Origin of the sequence: Glaciibacter superstes DSM 21135 (assembly GCF_000421145.1) — a bacterium.
GTDB lineage: Bacteria > Actinomycetota > Actinomycetes > Actinomycetales > Microbacteriaceae > Cryobacterium > Cryobacterium superstes.
This window is the reverse complement of the sequence record NZ_ATWH01000006.1, coordinates 1-16,397: the sequence shown is the minus strand read 5'-3', so window position 1 is coordinate 16,397 and position 16,397 is coordinate 1. Positions and strand designations below refer to the sequence as shown.

19 protein-coding genes are annotated in these 16,397 nt (G+C 63.3%); 11 read left to right on the top strand and 8 right to left on the bottom strand.

What is annotated here, in order from left to right:
- Window positions 1-78 precede the first annotated feature (78 nt).
- The 10 genes from K323_RS25235 (at window position 79) to lnt (ending at window position 10,439) form a co-directional block, all read left to right on the top strand.
- Window positions 79-810, top strand: a complete 732-nt coding sequence (locus K323_RS25235; RefSeq protein WP_281170161.1) for an HAD family hydrolase — start codon at window positions 79-81, stop codon at window positions 808-810.
- A complete protein-coding gene (locus K323_RS0109345) occupies window positions 807-1,808 on the top strand; it encodes a tRNA (adenine-N1)-methyltransferase (RefSeq protein WP_022885024.1) in 1,002 nt (333 codons plus the stop codon). The genes K323_RS25235 and K323_RS0109345 overlap by 4 nt, the downstream gene beginning before the upstream one ends.
- Before the next feature lie 121 nt (window positions 1,809-1,929).
- Window positions 1,930-2,898 (top strand): FKBP-type peptidyl-prolyl cis-trans isomerase, encoded by a 969-nt coding sequence (locus K323_RS0109340; protein WP_022885023.1) that lies wholly within the window; start codon window positions 1,930-1,932, stop codon window positions 2,896-2,898.
- Between the two features lie 69 nt (window positions 2,899-2,967).
- Entirely contained in the window at window positions 2,968-4,008 is a 1,041-nt protein-coding gene (locus tag K323_RS0109335; RefSeq protein WP_022885022.1) for a helix-turn-helix transcriptional regulator, read from the top strand.
- Entirely contained in the window at window positions 4,005-5,006 is a 1,002-nt protein-coding gene (locus K323_RS0109330; protein ID WP_022885021.1) for a helix-turn-helix transcriptional regulator, read from the top strand. Before K323_RS0109335 ends, K323_RS0109330 begins: the two co-directional genes overlap by 4 nt.
- A 2-nt stretch (window positions 5,007-5,008) precedes the next feature.
- Window positions 5,009-5,341 (top strand): hypothetical protein, encoded by a 333-nt coding sequence (locus tag K323_RS0109325; RefSeq protein WP_022885020.1) that lies wholly within the window; start codon window positions 5,009-5,011, stop codon window positions 5,339-5,341.
- A gap of 4 nt (window positions 5,342-5,345) precedes the next feature.
- Entirely contained in the window at window positions 5,346-5,588 is a 243-nt protein-coding gene (tatA, locus tag K323_RS0109320) for a twin-arginine translocase TatA/TatE family subunit (protein ID WP_022885019.1), read from the top strand.
- Between the two features lie 47 nt (window positions 5,589-5,635).
- Window positions 5,636-6,388: a twin-arginine translocase subunit TatC gene (tatC, locus tag K323_RS0109315; protein ID WP_026851468.1), complete on the top strand. Its 753-nt coding sequence runs from the start codon at window positions 5,636-5,638 to the stop codon at window positions 6,386-6,388.
- Window position 6,389: 1 nt separating this feature from the next.
- Window positions 6,390-8,834 carry a DEAD/DEAH box helicase gene (locus K323_RS0109310; RefSeq protein ID WP_022885017.1) on the top strand — a complete coding sequence of 815 codons (2,445 nt, stop codon included), beginning with the start codon at window positions 6,390-6,392 and terminating at the stop codon, window positions 8,832-8,834.
- 9 nt (window positions 8,835-8,843) lie between these two features.
- On the top strand, window positions 8,844-10,439 hold the full coding sequence (lnt, locus tag K323_RS25230; RefSeq protein ID WP_245570960.1) for an apolipoprotein N-acyltransferase: 1,596 nt from the start codon (window positions 8,844-8,846) through the stop codon (window positions 10,437-10,439).
- On the opposite strand, the gene K323_RS0109300 is transcribed toward lnt, so the two are convergent.
- The 4 genes from K323_RS0109300 to K323_RS0109285 all read right to left on the bottom strand — a co-directional run bounded on the left by K323_RS0109300 (window position 10,436) and on the right by K323_RS0109285 (window position 13,098).
- Complete coding sequence (locus K323_RS0109300) at window positions 10,436-10,801, bottom strand: RNA polymerase-binding protein RbpA (protein ID WP_022885015.1); 366 nt, start codon at window positions 10,799-10,801, stop codon at window positions 10,436-10,438. The genes lnt and K323_RS0109300 overlap by 4 nt on opposite strands.
- A gap of 87 nt (window positions 10,802-10,888) precedes the next feature.
- Window positions 10,889-11,665, bottom strand: a complete 777-nt coding sequence (locus K323_RS0109295; RefSeq protein WP_022885014.1) for a glycerophosphodiester phosphodiesterase family protein — start codon at window positions 11,663-11,665, stop codon at window positions 10,889-10,891.
- A gap of 9 nt (window positions 11,666-11,674) precedes the next feature.
- Window positions 11,675-12,628: an SPFH domain-containing protein gene (locus K323_RS25225; protein ID WP_022885013.1), complete on the bottom strand. Its 954-nt coding sequence runs from the start codon at window positions 12,626-12,628 to the stop codon at window positions 11,675-11,677.
- On the bottom strand, window positions 12,625-13,098 hold the full coding sequence (locus K323_RS0109285) for an NfeD family protein (protein ID WP_022885012.1): 474 nt from the start codon (window positions 13,096-13,098) through the stop codon (window positions 12,625-12,627). The genes K323_RS25225 and K323_RS0109285 overlap by 4 nt, the downstream gene beginning before the upstream one ends.
- A 124-nt stretch (window positions 13,099-13,222) precedes the next feature.
- On the opposite strand from K323_RS0109285, the gene K323_RS0109280 reads away from it, so the two are divergent.
- Window positions 13,223-13,987 (top strand): SDR family oxidoreductase, encoded by a 765-nt coding sequence (locus tag K323_RS0109280; RefSeq protein ID WP_022885011.1) that lies wholly within the window; start codon window positions 13,223-13,225, stop codon window positions 13,985-13,987.
- A gap of 96 nt (window positions 13,988-14,083) precedes the next feature.
- On the opposite strand, the gene K323_RS0109275 is transcribed toward K323_RS0109280, so the two are convergent.
- From K323_RS0109275 to K323_RS25220, 4 genes are all read right to left on the bottom strand, one after another.
- Complete coding sequence (locus K323_RS0109275; protein ID WP_169515637.1) at window positions 14,084-14,626, bottom strand: HdeD family acid-resistance protein; 543 nt, start codon at window positions 14,624-14,626, stop codon at window positions 14,084-14,086.
- A 304-nt stretch (window positions 14,627-14,930) separates the two neighbouring features.
- Window positions 14,931-15,317: a type II toxin-antitoxin system VapC family toxin gene (locus K323_RS0109270; RefSeq protein WP_022885009.1), complete on the bottom strand. Its 387-nt coding sequence runs from the start codon at window positions 15,315-15,317 to the stop codon at window positions 14,931-14,933.
- A complete protein-coding gene (locus tag K323_RS0109265; protein ID WP_026851467.1) occupies window positions 15,314-15,580 on the bottom strand; it encodes a type II toxin-antitoxin system Phd/YefM family antitoxin in 267 nt (88 codons plus the stop codon). The genes K323_RS0109270 and K323_RS0109265 overlap by 4 nt, the downstream gene beginning before the upstream one ends.
- A gap of 112 nt (window positions 15,581-15,692) precedes the next feature.
- Window positions 15,693-16,349 carry a TetR/AcrR family transcriptional regulator gene (locus K323_RS25220; RefSeq protein ID WP_022885008.1) on the bottom strand — a complete coding sequence of 219 codons (657 nt, stop codon included), beginning with the start codon at window positions 16,347-16,349 and terminating at the stop codon, window positions 15,693-15,695.
- Between the last annotated feature and the right edge of the window lie 48 nt (window positions 16,350-16,397).

The window sequence follows — 16,397 nt, the reverse complement described above, 5'->3', positions numbered from 1 at the left end:
CAGCCGGTCGCGTCGCTCGAACCGCCTTCAGACAAGAATAGGGGCTGCTCCGGCTTAGACTTATACCCCGTGACATCAATCGATATTCCCGTCCCCGCCGCCGTTCGCCGACCTGCTGCCGTTCTTTGGGACATGGACGGAACGCTGGTCGACACCGAGCCGTATTGGATGCGTGCCGAGACCGACCTGGTCGCCGCCCATGGCGGTGTCTGGACCCACGAGGACTGCATGAGCGTTGTCGGGTCCGGACTGTGGGACTCTGCACGCCTCCTGCAGGAGCGCGGGGTGAAACTAGAAGCAGACGAGATTGTGCAGCGGCTGACCGATCTGGTGCAGGAGCAGCTCGCCGAACACGGGGTTCCGTGGCGGCCGGGTGCCAGAGAACTTCTGCGGGAGCTGAAGGATGCCGCAGTCCCCACCGCCCTGGTGACCATGTCCGTCGGACGAATGGCACACCAGATCATCGAACTCATCGATTTCCCGGCTTTCGACACTGTCGTCTCCGGTGACATGGTGGCGCAGAGCAAACCACACCCGGAGGCGTACCTTCAGGCAGCGGGCGCCCTGGGTGTCGCTCCTGAGGAATGCATCGCCATAGAGGATTCGGCTCCGGGCATCGCTTCCGCCGTCGCATCCGGGGCGGTCAGCATCGCTGTCCCTCATCAGATCCAGCTGCCGGAGAGCGACCAGTACTCGCTCTGGCCGACCCTGGCCGGCCGTGGCCTGTCCGACCTCAACGAGGTGTACGGCGAACGGGTGTTCGCAGCCGAATCCAGACGCGTCGTCTTAGAGGAAGACGCATCACGATGAGCGACGACAGGATCGAGCACAGCAGCGGTCCGTTCCGCGCTGGTGACCGGGTGCAGCTCACCGGCCCGAAGGGCAGGCTGAACACCATCACGCTAGAACCGGGGAAGTTGTTTCACAGCCACCGCGGCATCCTGTCCCACGATGACGTGATCGGGCTCCCAGACGGTTCGGTCGTGACCAACAACGTCGGAATCGAGCATCTTGCCCTGCGTCCGCTCCTGAACGACTTCGTCATGTCGATGCCGCGTGGGGCCGCGATCATCTACCCGAAGGACGCCGCACAGATCCTCGCCCAGGCGGACATCTTTCCTGGAGCGAGAGTCGTCGAAGCGGGAGTCGGCTCCGGCGCACTTTGCCTTTGGCTGCTGAGGGCGATCGGACCCGCTGGCCGACTCCTGTCATTCGAACGCCGCGAGGAATTCGCCGATGTGGCGCGCGACAACGTGGCCACCTTCTTCGGGCACGACCCGACCAACTGGTCGATCACCATCGGAGACCTCACCCAGGCCCTGCCGGAGGTTGCTGAGCCGCACAGCGTCGACCGCGTTGTCCTCGACATGCTTGCGCCGTGGGAGTGCCTGGAACCGGTCTCGAACGCGCTGAAGCCCGGTGGAGTGCTGCTCTGCTACGTGGCCACCGTCACGCAACTCTCACGCGTTGCGGAAGCGATCAGGGGTTCCGGTCTGTACACAAACCCGGATTCCAGCGAGACCATGGTGCGCGGCTGGCACGTCGAGGGGCTCGCTGTGCGCCCCGATCATCGCATGATCGGTCACACCGGGTTCTTGATCACCGCCAGGCGCCTGGCACCTGGCACAGTGCTTCCCGAATTGAAACGCCGTCCGTCGAAAACGGATTTTGACGATGCGGACTTCGATGCGTGGACACCGGGAGCACTGGGGGAGCGCACGGTCAGCCCCAAGAGTCTCCGCAAACGGGTGCGCGAAGCGGGCACCAGCGCAGCACTCTCCAAGGCTCGCGACACGAGTGCAGAATAGGATGGGCTCCGGCCAGCTGTGCTCCGGCCAGCTCTGTGCACAGGCCAGCTCTGTGCACCCCACCATCCAGCCACCCAAACAGCCCCTGATTTCCAGAACAGCCGTACCGAAAAGAGGACTTGTGCGTAAAGCATCCGCACTGATTGCAACTGCCGGATTGTTGATGGCGGTCCTGACCGCGTGCAGCGGTCCAGGGTCAACGAATGCGGGGTGCGACTCGCCGGTGCCGGCGGGAGAATCCTCCAAGCTGGTTGACGTCTCCGGTGATTTCGGTGCGGCCCCGAAGGTGGAGTTCCCGACACCGCTCAAGACCAAGAAGACCGAACGCAGTGAGATCATCGCCGGCGAGGGTGCAGGGCTCACGACCGGGCAGAAGACCAAGGTCGACATGAGCGTCTACAACGGCACGTCGGGGGAGGAGATCGAGTCAAGCAAGTATGACGGCACGACACTGGCCAGCTTCGTCCTCAACGATGAGACCATCAAGGGCATCACAGAGGGGCTGACCTGCGCGCAGGAGGGCTCCCGTGTGGCTCTCGTCGTCGCTCCCGATGACGCATTCGGCCCCCAGGGCGGCAACGAGCAGATCGGTGTCGCCGCCGATGACACCCTCGTCTTCATCCTCGACGTCGTGAAGACCTACCTGACCCGCGCCAACGGAGCAGACCAGATCGTTGCCTCCGGGCTCCCGTCCGTCGTCCTCGATGACACGGGTGTTCCAGGGATCACGGTGCCGTCCGCCGAGGCTCCCAGCACGCTCGAAGTCGGAGTGCTCAAGAAGGGCAACGGAGCGAAGGTCAAGGAAGGCGAACCGGTGACCCTGCACTACACGGGCGTCCTCTGGGACACCAAAGAGGTGTTCGACTCCAGCTGGGAGCGTGGCGCGCCAGCAGAGTTCGTCGCGGCAGACGGCGCGACGACAGAAGGCGGCGTGATCCCCGGTCTCGCAGACGCCCTGATCGGCCAGACCGTCGGATCCCAGATCATCGCCGTCATCCCACCCGACCAGGGTTACGGCGACCAGGCCAGTGAAACCATTCCGGCGAACTCAACACTGGTCTTCGTCGTCGACATCCTCGGGGTGAACTGAGGCAGTCGCGTATCCCGGCGTGCCGTCTGCCGAAGAACTTCACGTGTTCGGGGCCGGTAGTATCGCAGTGTGTCAGCCTCCGATGTCGAATCTCCTCGCACCGCACCCGCGCAGGTGGCAGTTGAGGAACGCCTCTTCAGCTTGGTTCTGGCCCTCGTGGCAACGGAGACCGGGCTCACCAAGGCCGAGGTGCTCTCGACGGTGCAGGGCTACCGCCAGCGCTACCAGAACGGTGGCGACAATTCGAGCCTCGAGCGACAGTTCGAGCGCGACAAAGACGATGTCAGAGAGCTTGGTATTCCGCTTGAGACGATCGAGCCTCCTGACGATCCTGGCAGCAACCACAACCTGAGATACCGCATTCCCAAGGGCCTCTACGACCTACCGTCCGACATCACGTTCACCCCAGACGAACTTATGGTCCTGAAGCTCGCCGCCGCGGTCTGGCGTGAGGGTTCGTTGTCGGCCGAATCCCGGCGTGCGCTTACTAAGCTGGGGTCGCTCGGCGTCGAGTCGAGCGACCCTGTCCTCGGGTATGCCCCGAGTCTTCGGGCGCGGGAGTCGTCGTTCGAACCGCTCAGCAAGGCAATGGACCGGGGCCAGGTGGTGGCCTTCCGCTACCTGAAACCGGGTGAGACCGCCCCGCGTCGTCGACGAGTTGCGCCGCACGCCGTTGTGCTCCACGACGGTCGCTGGCATCTGTTCGCAACCGACCAGGATGTGGCGGCCAAGCGCACGTTCCTGTTGTCCCGGATCGTGGGCCAGGTCGTGACTTTGCCAGGCCAGACGTTCAAGCAGGACGGCGATGGTATGGGCCAGCAGGCGCTGGCAGAGCTCGACGAACTCTGGAATGCCAGCCTCGCTGAGGTCGATGTCGTGCCGGGGAGCGATGCAGCGGTCAGGCTTGGCAAGCGCCAGACATCCGTCGCCACCGTCGGAGACCGCATCTCTCTGCACTACACCGACCTGAACATTCTCGCCGACGAGCTTGCCGGCTTCGGGCCAGAGGTGCTCGTCCAGAGTCCGCCGGCGCTTCGACAGGCCGTGATCAGCCGGTTGACCGGTGTCAGGGACGCCCACGACGTCCAGGATCCCCGAGGAACATCATGACCGAGGCATCGAAGTCGTCCAGGGCTCCGGACAAGCTCGCATTCCTCCTTTCGCTTGTGCCGTATCTGATGGACCACGAGCGCATCGGCGTGGCCGCTGTGGCTGCGCATTTCGGTGTCTCCGCGACCCGGGTTCGCGAAGCCGTGAACCTCATTGCCGTGTCGGGTGTGCCGGGGGAGACCCGGCAATATCAGCACGGGGATCTCTTCGACATCCAGTGGGACGAGTTCGAAGACAACGACGTCATCGTGCTCACCCACCTGGTCGCCATCGACGACGCTCCTCGTTTCTCTGCACGCGAAGCGGCCGCTCTGATCGCCGGTCTCCAGTACCTGTCGTCCCTGCCGGAGAATGCCGACCAGGGTGCAATCGCATCACTGATGGCCAAGTTGACGCGCGGCGCCTCTGCGACACCGAGCCAGCTCGCCGTCGCGAAGTCGGAGTCCACAGACGCGATCACGGTCATCCGGGCCGCCGTCGGAAACAATGTGCAGGTCGAGTTCGACTACGTGAACTCCCGGGGCGGCCAGGAGCATCGGCGAGTGGACCCGCTGCGGATCGAATCCGTCGACCGCGACTGGTACCTGCGCGGTTGGTGTCATCTTCGCGAAGCCGTGCGTACCTTCCGGCTCGACCGCATGAGCGCATTGACGGCAACGGATGCCCCTTCCGGAGACCACGGAGCGGGCCTGACCCTTCCAGACACGCTGTTCGAGTCGACGGCGGAAGACCTGAGTGTTGTCATCGAGCTTCCAGAGCCCGGCTTAGCGCTCATCGCTGACTATGCGCCGGAGTTCCCCGTGACGCACGTTGGGGGTGAGCGGGTGAGGACCACCCTGCGGGTCGCCCATTTCCACGGGCTGAAGAGACTGGTCACGAGGCTTGCCGGACTGGTCACCGTCATCGAACCTGCCGAAGCGCGCGACACCGTTGCACGCTGGGCGGAGGAGGGTGCCGCACAGTATGACGCCCCTGCCCTTCCTCCGGCGGAGGCATAGGCATGCCGTGGTGGTCGTGGATTCTCATCTGGCTCTTCCTCGTGCTCGCGCTCCTCGGGATGCTCGCGATCTTCGCCGTCGTTCTGTTTCGCAAGATGATGACAGCGGCGGATGCCGTCGGCGAACTCGGTGACCAGGTGGCGGCCCTTGACGCTGCGGTCGACGAACTCGACCCTGGCCGGCGCCGGCCCGCGATCTTCGCGAACGCTGGTGACCTGGCCGCTGATGTCCGACGCCGACGCAACGAAAGCGCGCACCGCCGCCAGGGTCGTATCGACCGCAGGGTAGAAAGCGGTAAACTATTGCGATACGCCCCTGACAAACCAGAGGATTGACCCCATGCTTAATAATCTAACCGGATGGCACTTTCTGATCATCCTTGTGGTGATCCTCCTGTTGTTCGGGGCTCCCAAACTTCCCGCGCTGGCTCGCAGCCTGGGTCAGTCGATGAAGATCCTCAAGAACGAAGTGAAGAGCGACAAGGATGACGAGCCCGGCACAGACGCCGATGCAACCGTGTCCACTCCCGCTGAAGGCGCTTCGAAGACCACAGGGTCTGGCGACTCCTCGACAAAGTCGTAGACTCCATGGCAGCGCGCAATCCTCGGCGTGCCGGCAGGGACGGCAAGATGTCCCTCGGACAACACCTTTTGGAGTTGCGAAAGCGACTGTTCCTCGCCGCGGCGGGCATCGTGGTCGGCGGCATCATCGGCTGGTTCCTCTCTGACTTCGTCTGGGACGCCCTTCGGGAGCCGATCTACACCATCATTGAATCCCAGCACCGGAACGCCCAGATCAATTACCCGAACATCACGTCGGCGTTCGACCTCAAGATCAAGATCTCCTTCTACGTCGGTCTGGTCGTGTCCAGTCCAATGTGGCTCTACCAGATCTTCGCGTTCCTCACCCCAGGGCTTTCGCGAAAAGAGAAGCAGTACACGTTCGGATTCTTCTTCACCGCGGTGCCGCTTTTCCTGGCTGGTTGTGCCGCTGGCTGGTATGTGCTTCCGAACATCGTCAACCTCCTGACCGGTTTTGCGCCGGAGGAGGACGCGGCGTTAATCGTTGCGACCGATTATCTCGATTTTGTCCTTAAACTCGTGCTCGCAGTCGGCATCGCCTTTGTGCTCCCGGTGTTCATCGTGCTGCTCAACTTTGCCGGTGTCATCAGTGCGCACTCCATCATCAAGTCCTGGCGCATCGCAATCCTGGTGATCATCCTCTTCACCGCGATCGCTACGCCCGCCGCGGACGTCGTGTCGATGTTCATGCTTGCAGTCCCCATGGTGGTGCTCTACTTCGCTGCCTGGGGGATCGCCTGGCTCCACGACCGGCGGGCTGCCAAGCGCGCCCTCGCCGTCGAGAAGGAATGGGCGCTCTAGCTTGACTGACTCCCTTTCACCCGCGGAGCGCTACGCTGCCGCGCGTTCACGAGCAGCCCGCCCCGACTATGACGCTTTCCGGCAGGCGTTGCGATTTGACCTTGATCCGTTCCAGGCCGCTGCTTGCGCTTCGCTCGAAGACGGGAACAGCGTCCTCGTCGCCGCACCAACCGGCGCCGGCAAGACGATCGTGGCCGAGTTCGCCGTCTACCTGGCCATGCAGTCGCCCCGGAACAAGGTCTTCTACACGGCACCCATGAAGGCGCTCAGCAACCAGAAGTACCAGGAACTGGTCAACGAGTGGGGTGCAGACGAGGTCGGTTTGCTCACCGGCGACACCAACGTCAATTCACACGCGCGCATCGTGGTGATGACGACCGAGGTCCTGCGCAACATGCTCTACGCAGACTCCGATCTCCTGGCCAACCTCACCTTTGTCATCATGGACGAGGTGCATTACCTCGCAGATCGCTTCCGTGGGGCGGTCTGGGAGGAAGTGATCATCCACCTCCCGCCGGCCGTGCGGCTGGTCTCGCTCAGCGCCACCGTGTCCAACGCGGAGGAGTTCGGCGACTGGTTGCAGGCCGTTCGCGGCCAGACGGATGTGATCGTCTCAGAGGAGCGTCCGGTCCCCCTCGATCAGCACGTGCTGGTGAAGAGCAAGATGCTGGACCTCTTCGATTCGTCCGGGCTCGCGGCGACCCATCGGGTAAACCCCGAACTGGTGCAACTGGCCCGCGGCGGTGCCGGCTCGACCAACGGTCGGTCGACCCCCGGGCGGCGAGGGGGCGACAGGGGCCGCTATCACGAACGAAACCGCATCGACGCGGGCCGGATGGACCGTGCGGGCATCGTGGAGATGCTCGGCGGTAAACACCTCCTGCCGGCCATCTTCTTCATCTTCAGCCGGGTGGGCTGCGACCAGGCGGTGCGTCAGGTTTTGCGAGCGGGTGTCCGCCTGACCGAGGCGCACGAACGGGATGAGATCCGGCAAATCGTCGACGAGCGCTGCCGCACCCTGCTCGACGAAGACCTCGCCGTGCTCGGCTACTGGGAGTGGCTCGAGGGGCTGGAGCGCGGAGTCGCCGCGCATCACGCCGGGATGCTGCCCGCCTTCAAGGAGGTCGTCGAAGAGCTCTTCCAGAAAAAGCTCGTCAAGGCCGTCTTCGCGACAGAGACCCTCGCTCTCGGCATCAATATGCCGGCCAGAACCGTCGTGCTCGAGAAACTGGAGAAGTTCAACGGGGAAGCGCGAGTGCCGATCACACCGGGGGAGTACACACAGCTCACCGGTCGCGCGGGGCGTCGTGGCATCGATGTCGAAGGTCACTCGGTGATCCAGTGGCAACAGGGACTTGATCCGCAGGCAGTCGCCTCTCTCGCCAGCCGGCGCACCTATCCGCTCAATTCCAGCTTCAAGCCGACCTACAATATGGCGGTCAACCTCATCGACCAGTTCGGCCGCGAACGTACCCGCGAAATACTGGAATCGTCATTCGCGCAGTTCCAGGCTGACCGGGCGGTCGTCGACCTGGCCAGGAAGGTTCGCCAGCAGGAGGAGTCCCTCGCCGGATACCAGAAGTCGATGACCTGTCATCTCGGTGACTTCACCGAGTATTCCGGCATCCGTCGCAAGCTGAGTGACGTCGAACGTGCCGGTTCCAGCGGCGAACACCTCCCGCGCGGCGCGCGCGAGAAGCGCCAGCGCGAACTGGCAAGCCTGCGCAAACGCCTGCGGTCGCATCCCTGCCACAGTTGCCCCGAGCGGGAACAGCATGCGCGCTGGGCAGAACGCTGGTGGCGTTTGAAACGGCAGACGGATGCGTTGAACCAGCAGATCCTGTCGCGCACCGGCGCCGTCGCGCGGGTATTCGACCGGGTGACAGACGTGCTCCTGGGGTTCGGCTACCTGGTGCACGATGAACATGGACGCGAGGCACTGAGCCCGAGCGGACGCATCCTCAGGCGCATCTACGGTGAGCGCGACCTACTGGTCGCCGAGTCACTCCAGCGCGGCCTGTGGACGGAGCTCGACGCGCCGAGCCTGGCAGCCATGGCGTGTGCGCTGATCTTTGAACCACGCCGAGACGAAGGTCTGACCGACGAGCGATACCTGCCGAAGGGACCGTTCCGTTCTGCGCTGTCGGCGACCCAAGACCTCTGGAGCAAGGTCGACGATCTGGAGCGTGACCACGGGCTGCCTGGCAGCCAACCGATCGCGGTCGGACTCAGCCTGGCCATGTGGAAGTGGGCGAAGGGCGGGCGCCTCGGCGATGTGCTCTACGACGCGGACATGGCCGCAGGTGACTTCGTGCGCTGGACCAAGCAGACGATAGACCTGCTCGATCAACTCTCTTCGGTCGCAGACGGACCGGTCGGCCGCACAGCGCGACTGGCCATGGATATGGTCAGGCGCGGGATCGTTGCATACAGTTCCGTCGCCTAGGCTGTTGAGGTGAATCCAGTCGGCGACCGCGTGCGATATATGCCGCTCTGGGCATCACTCCTCGTCGCTGCGGCCGGTGGCATCATTTATGAGGGTGCGTTCCCCGATCGTGGCTGGTGGTTCCTCGCACCAGTAGGCATCGGGCTTCTGTTCCTGGCACTCCTCGGCCGAGGAATGTGGACAGGGCTTCTGGTCGGGCTCGTCGGCGGCTTCGCGTTCTGGGCGACCCATATCTTCTGGCTCACCCTCTACCTCGGAGTGGTTCCCTGGCTGGCACTGGCGTCGCTCGAAACGATCTTCTTCGGCATCGGGCTCTCCCTCACGGCGATTGTGCTCCGGCTCGGGCCGAGGGTCTGGCCGACCCGCCTGGGTCGCCTGGGAATGGTACCGATCGTCGTCGCCGGACTTTGGACGGCTCGCGAAGGAATCAGCGCGGTCTGGCCGTATGGCGGATTCGCGTGGGGGAGGGCCGGGCTGTCCCAATCCGAGAGCCCGATCAATTCGCTGGTTGCCTGGGTGGGCGTTGCCGGTCTCGGCTTTGTGGTCGCCGGTCTCGCCGCGTTGATCCTGCAGCTGATCAGGGAGCGCGGAATACCGACATTCACGAGGGTCGCGGTGGCCGCGGTCACGATCGCCGTGATCGTGGTCTTCCCTGCGTGGCCGACCGTAGAGTCTGGCACCACCAGGCTCGCCGCTGTGCAGGGCGCGTCAGACGCCGGGCTGTTCGCCCAGTATGAGCAAGGTCAGATTCTGAACGATCACGTCTCCGGCACCCTGCCGCTCATCGGAGAAGACGTTGACTTTGTGGTCTGGCCAGAAAACGGGACCGACATCGATCCCACTCGATCGAAAGATGCCGCGCGAACACTCGACTACATCAGTCGTGCGATGGATGCGCCCCTGATCGCCGGAACCATCACGGCCCGCGACGGCGCGTTCTATAATTCTTCCATGCTGTGGAAAGCGGGGGAGGGGGTCGTTGACTGGTACGACAAGGTGCATCCGGTTCCATTCGCCGAGTACATGCCTGACCGGGCATTCTGGCGCCCGTTCGCGCCAGACCTGATCGATCTCATTGTGCGGGACTACGCCATCGGCACGCAGGACAATGTCTTCGACATCAACGGCATCCTGGCCGGCATCGCCATCTGCTTTGATATCGCGGACGACCAGCTTGTCCACGAGATGATCGATGACCACGCAGAGATCATCCTGGCTCAGACGAACAACGCTGATTTCGGGACGACCGATGAGAGTGTGCAGCAACTCGCGATAGCGCGACTGCGCGCGATTGAGGCCGGACGTACCGTGGTCAATATCTCCACGGTCGGCGCGAGTGCCATCATCGCTCCAGACGGAAGCACGATCGATGAGCTCGAAACCTGGGTGCCCGGCTCGATGGTGCAAACCGTCCCGCTCAGTGACACCGTCACTCCAGCCATGGCCGCAGGCCGGGGCCTGGAGTGGCTCGCCGGCGGGGTCGGCCTGGTTGGGTTCGCCTTCTGCGTGATCGGTGCACGTAGTGTTATCGGCACACGCAGTGCCATCGGTACACAAAAGGACCGGCGCCCTGGCCGGCCCTCCCGTGGTGCTGTGCGGCGCTAAGCGCCGATCTTCTGTTGTCCGCGTCGCTCACGCAGGTAGGTCAAGCGCTCTTCGAGCAACTCTTCCAGTTCCGCGCGTGTGCGGCGTTCGAGCAACATGTCCCAGTGGGTTCTGGCGATCTTCTCGTCCGAGTGGTCGACAACCACCGGTCCGCCGTCGACGACCCTGGTTGCCGTCTGGGAGCAATGCTTGCACTCCCATTCGTCCGGTGCCTCGGCGTCGGCGGAGAAGATCATCACCGTCTCCTGCCCGCATGTTGCACAAAGATAGGTATGACTGACTCGTGGTGAGAAGGTGACGCCCTCTTCGCTCTGTAGGCTTTGTGCGCCCAGTCTCATTCCACGCAAACTGCGATCCGCCATCGTGTGGTCTCCTCTCGCGATGCTTACTCAGTTGTAAACCATCAAGCTGGGCGTTATCTTTCCGTTATGTGATTACTGTGGGACAACTCACAGTCTGGCACGGCGCTCTTCGAGGACAACAGCGGCCAGATCGCATCGGTCTGTCACGATGCCGTCGACTCCGAGGTCCAGTAGCCGGTGCATCGCGGGGGAGTCGTTCACCGTCCACACGTGAACTTCCAGTCCGGCATCATGCATGGTCCGGATGAATCGGGGCGTGACAATACGAATTCCCCTGGTTCGTTCGGGAACCTGGACGGCGTCGACACCCGAGAGAATCCTCCTGACCATACCGGTCAGGCCGGATCGCGCCGCTGGAATTGCCTTCAGCAGCATCCCGGCGGACGCAGAGGTCGCCACGCCGGGCACGAGGGAGACCGTTTCTTGTCGCCGTTCCTCTGAGAACGAGGCGATCAGGACACGCCCTGCCGCTTGTGCGGCCAGGACCGCTTGCGCCGTTGGCAATACCGCGGCTCCTGCCTTCACATCCAGGTTGAAGCTCGCCTCGGGGAAGGCATCGAGGGCTTCGCGCAGCGAGACCACATTCTGGCCCTCGCCGATATCGATCCGCTTCAGCTCCGTATACGTGAGCTGGTCGATCCGAAGGTCGCGACCAACCAATCGCGACAGGTCAGGATCGTGGCTGAGTACAGCGACCCCGTCGAGGGTGGCATGCAGGTCGGTTTCCAGATGCGTTGCCCCATTCGACAGCGCGTGCAGAAACGCGAGCAGCGTGTTCTCGGGCGCTCCCATGGCCAAGCCGCGGTGCGCCAGGATTCGGGGGAGCGCGGTCTCGAAATAGCCCGACGCGGAGTCGGCGCGCATGATCGGTGGTTATCCGGTCTGACCGGGGGAGGCGGCAACGGTGGGCGGCGACGCAGGGCCGGGTGCGGACTTCTGGCCGAAGGCAGAGCCGATGCCCTTCATCGCCTCGGTGAGTTCGCTCGGCACGATCCACAGCTTGTTCGCCGTTCCGTCGGCGAGCTTCGGAAGAGTGAGCAGGTACTGGTAGGCGAGGAGCTTCGGGTCTGGGTCGCCGTCGTGGATCGCCTTGAAGACCGTCGTGATCGCTTCCGCTTCACCCTGCGCGCGCAAGACGGCGGCTTTCGCATCACCTTCGGCCGAGAGAATGGCGGCCTGTCTTGCGCCTTCCGCATTGAGAATGGCGGACTGCTTGGTTCCCTCCGCAGTGAGAATGACCGCGCGACGGTCGCGCTCTGCGCGCATCTGCTTCTCCATCGCATCTTGGATGGAGTGAGGCGGATCGATGGCCTTCAGCTCCACGCGGCCGACGCGAATTCCCCACTTGCCGGTCGCCTCATCGAGCACGATCCGCAGCTTGCCGTTGATGGCGTCACGACTGGTCAGGGTTTCCTCGAGATTGAGCCCGCCCACCACGTTTCGAAGTGTCGTTGTCGCCAGTTGTTCAACGCCGATGAGGTAATTCTGGATCTCGTACGTCGCGGCGCGAGCATCCGTCACCTGCAGGTAGACGACGGTGTCGATGGAGACCACTAGGTTGTCTTCGGTGATGACCGGCTGGGGCGGGAAGGTGATGACCTGCTCACGCAAATCGATGAGTGGCCGGAGACGGTCGATGAACGGGATCAGGAGGTTCAGGCCCGGCGTGAGGGTCTTGTGGTAACGACCGAGCCGTTCGACGACGCCGGCGGTCGCCTGCGGGATGATGCGAATCGACTTGTACAGGGTAACGATCGCGAAGATCACGACGGCCGCGATCACGACGATGACGATCACCTGGGAGACAATCTGGCCTGCATCGTTCATAAGGCGTTCCTTTCAGCTGGCACGACAACAGCGGTCGCCCCGTCGATTGCGGTCACGAGCACGCGCTCACCCGGACCGACGATGCGCATCTCGGTGGCGGGGGAGAGGCGCGCAGTCCAGGTCTCTCCATTGGCCAGTTGAACCTGGCCTCCGGTCGGCCCGATGGAACTGACGACGCGACCGTCCAACCCGAGGAGCGCGTCGACGTTGGTCTTGCTCGGGTCGCCACCGCGTTTCAGCGCACGAAGGAGACGCGGTTTGATGCCGAACAGGAGCGCGACAGCCAGAACTGCGGCGACGACCAGTTGTAGCCACCAGGGGGCGCCAATAAGGCCGGTCAGCAGCCCGCCGAGGCTCCCCAGTGCGAGCATCAGGAAGGTCAATTCGAGCGTCATCATCTCAATGGTCACAAAGATCAGGATGAGCACGAGCCACACAATCCAGGCGTAGTCCGTTATGAATCCGTCCATCTGTTCCTCCGACCGGCTTGATTCGAAACTATCAGGTACGCACGCGGCAGGCGCGGTGGTTTTGGTAGTGTCGAGGTCGGCAGCATGCCATGTCAGGTGGCAGCCCCACAGACGAGGAGTACGCGTGACAAATCCACTCGCAGCAGGATCACTGGACGGCAAGCGGGTCCTGGTCACCGGTTCCTCTCGAGGGATCGGCGCGGACACCGTCGGCTATTTCTCAGACGCCGGCGCGCGCGTGGTCATCAACTATCGGAACAAGGAAGCCAGGGCGAACAAGCTCGCGGAGTCGATCAGAGCCTTGGGCGGCACGGCGATCACTGTTGGCGCTGATTTGACCGATCAGGCGTCGGTTTCGGCCATGTTCGAGACAGTCAAGGCGGAGTTCGGCGGGCTCGACATTCTGGTGATGAACGCGTCGGGCGGCATGGAGAGCGGAATGGCCGAGGACTACGCCACGAAGCTCAACCGCGACGCGCAGGTCAATCTACTCCGTGCCGCGTTGCCGCTGCTTTCTTCCGGTGCCAGGGTCGTCTTCGTGACCAGCCACCAGGCGCACTTCATCGCCACCACCCCGACGATGCCTGAATACGAGCCAGTGGCGCGCAGTAAGCGCGCAGGGGAGGATGCCCTGCGCGACCTCATCCCCGACCTGGAGGCGCGAGGGATCGGTTTCGTGGTTGTCTCGGGCGACATGATCGAGGGCACGATCACGGCGACGCTACTCGAACGGGCGAATCCAGGGGCAATCAGTGCACGTAAGGACGCGGCGGGCAGGCTGTACAACGTGAGCGAGTTCGCGGCCGAGATCGCCCTCGCCGCGGTCGAACCGGTGCCAGAGACCAACACCCGCTACGTCGGCGACACGACGGGTTTCACCGCGGGCTGAGCTTCGCGACACCACGAAGACGCAATGAAGGGGAGCACGTAAGAAGTGCTCCCCTTCATTATGTCAAGAGATATGTCAAGGTAATGGCCGTTTGGTTCAGGCTGTCACGTTCTTGGTGGCACGCCCAAAGGTGAAGGCCTGCATCAGCTGGATGACGCCAGAAGCGATGAGGAATGCGCCACCGACGACAACCAGAACGGCGATCGACTCCAATGGCGACATCAACACAACGATGCCGGCGACGACGCTGACGACACCGAGTATCGTGCCGAACCATTTACTCGAATCCGGTGCAGTCTCGACCAGGGCAGCGACGCCCTCGATGATCCAGGAGATGCCGATCACCAGGGCGAGCACGACAAGTGAATCCAGTGGGTTCCGGATGGCAATGATGCCGGCAACGAGCAGAAGTACGCCGAGAAGGATGTTCACAACCCGTGAGCCGCCGCTGGCTCCGTTCGTAAAGATGCCGCGGCCCACCCTGACCGCGCCGCTGACGAGGAAGTACAGCCCGAACAAGAGTGCAACCAAAGCGATCGTGGACTGCGGCCAGACAAGAATCAGGATTCCAAGAACGATCGCAAGGACGGCGCTCACAGCTATGGCGATCCGCACGCCGGTGATTTCAGACTTGCTCAAATTCGCTGGATCGATCCTAAAATCAAATCCTGTGACAATATTCGACATTCGCCGGCCTTCCGATTCTGTGCACCTGATGGTGTGTTGCACACAGTATCGGTTCGGCGTTGCCAGCGGGAGTCTCCGCGGACGTTCTGACACCGTGTTGCGTAATACACGATGTGCCCGGGCCCGATCGCCCTGCTTGTTTTGACCGATAATGCACATTATGTCAATTAGAACCCAGCAGCTCTGCGCTGGAGGCGCCACTCGGAGAAGCTGTCGAGCGGCCTAGACGAAGGTTTTGTCCGCCGCTGCCCGTTCATTAACCGGGCGCAACGACACGAATGCCCGCGCTGACCGCCGCCCGTGCGAGTTCATCGTCGTAGGTAACAACCTCGTCGACACCGAGTCGCAGCGCCGTCGCGAGGTGGATCGCGTCGTTTGATCGCAACGGGGCGTGCGTTCCCGCCGCCAGAAGGTCTCCGCGCGTGACGTCAACCAGGTTCACCACGTCAAGAACAGTGGCGATGGCGTCGGTCAGAATGATCGTGGGATTCCTGCCAGCTGCACAGTGCAGTTCAGTGTGCAGCAGCCACGATGCCACCAAGCGACGCGACGAATCGATGAGTTCGGCTACGAGTGCCTCCGATTCCGCCTCCTCGACGAGCAGTTTTATCGCGGCTGAGGTGTCCAGGTAGGCAGTTGTCACCAACTCCCCCGAGCATCGTCGATCAACTCGCGGGCGCTCACGGTTGACGTCGCCCGCACCACGGTTGCCAACGACTTCAGGTCCGCTCGCGACGGCCGCGCCTCTCCCCGCGCAAGCAGACCATCGAGGACATTGCCCTCGACGGGGACGATAAGGGCAGCCGGACGGCCGTTGTTGCTCACTTGCAACGACTCCCCCGCCTCGACGCGGCGTAGGATCTCACCACTGCGATTGCGCATTTCCCTATGGGTCACTGTTTCCATGTAGCACAGCGTAGCACGCGCTCATGGGCCTCTGCCTCGTCGCAACCACGCACCGGCTCACGAGCACTCATCAAGGGCGAGATCGCAGGGAGCTTGAACTTCTCCCTCGGCGTCAACCTCGGCTGAGCTCGCCGCCGGATCTCGCACGCGGCCCCGTCCCGCCTGACAGGTCCCCGCTTGCGCCGGGCGGTGCCGCTGCCGTGGGGATGGCGTTGTCGATGAGGACGACTGCGATGGCGGCGGCGGTAGCGAAGATGTCGGCGTTGAGGACTCGGCTGCGGGCCGAGGCGCCATCCAGGAGCAGCGCCAACTGCTCGCCGAGCTGTTCGGGGTTGGTGGCGCCGGCCTCGCGGGCGGTATCGGCGAACCGGGCGGCAAAGCCTTCTTTGTAGTTGCGGGCGTATACGCGCGCCTCATGGCCCGGGTCGGGGATCTCGACGGCCGCCGCGATGAATGGACACAGGGGCGCGTGAATGTCGAAGACGGCGAGGAGGCGTTCGCGAGGCGTGAGGTCGGTGCTCTCGAACACTTCAGGCAAGATCTCGGGATCAAACCGGCGTAGGCATTCAGCGATCAGCTCGTCTTTGCCGGTGAAGTGCTGGTACAGCGTGCGCTTGGACACTCCAGCCACCGCGCTGAGCTGGTCCATGCCGGTGCCGTTGATGCCTTGATCGCGGAACAGTTGTTGTGACGCACTGAGGATGCGCTCTCGTGCCCCCCTGCCGCGGCGCAGGCCTCGCGGCCCCTTCTCCAACTCCGTCTCCGTCATAGGCTCAGTGTAGCCCACTTGGGTACCAATCGGTGTACATAGCTTGAC

Bases quoted from the DNA above. Each gene is read 5' to 3' on its own strand.
- K323_RS0109345 (WP_022885024.1), top strand. From the start codon at position 807: ATGAGCGACGACAGGATCGAGCACAGCAGCGGTCCGTTCCGCGCTGGT.
- K323_RS0109330 (WP_022885021.1), top strand. From the start codon at position 4,005: ATGACCGAGGCATCGAAGTCGTCCAGGGCTCCGGACAAGCTCGCATTC.
- K323_RS0109325 (WP_022885020.1), top strand. From the start codon at position 5,009: ATGCCGTGGTGGTCGTGGATTCTCATCTGGCTCTTCCTCGTGCTCGCG.
- tatA (WP_022885019.1), top strand. From the start codon at position 5,346: ATGCTTAATAATCTAACCGGATGGCACTTTCTGATCATCCTTGTGGTG.
- tatC (WP_026851468.1), top strand. From the start codon at position 5,636: ATGTCCCTCGGACAACACCTTTTGGAGTTGCGAAAGCGACTGTTCCTC.
- K323_RS0109300 (WP_022885015.1), bottom strand. From the start codon at position 10,801: ATGGCGGATCGCAGTTTGCGTGGAATGAGACTGGGCGCACAAAGCCTA.
- K323_RS0109295 (WP_022885014.1), bottom strand. From the start codon at position 11,665: ATGCGCGCCGACTCCGCGTCGGGCTATTTCGAGACCGCGCTCCCCCGA.
- K323_RS25225 (WP_022885013.1), bottom strand. From the start codon at position 12,628: ATGAACGATGCAGGCCAGATTGTCTCCCAGGTGATCGTCATCGTCGTG.
- K323_RS0109285 (WP_022885012.1), bottom strand. From the start codon at position 13,098: ATGGACGGATTCATAACGGACTACGCCTGGATTGTGTGGCTCGTGCTC.
- K323_RS0109265 (WP_026851467.1), bottom strand. From the start codon at position 15,580: ATGGAAACAGTGACCCATAGGGAAATGCGCAATCGCAGTGGTGAGATC.
- K323_RS25220 (WP_022885008.1), bottom strand. From the start codon at position 16,349: ATGACGGAGACGGAGTTGGAGAAGGGGCCGCGAGGCCTGCGCCGCGGC.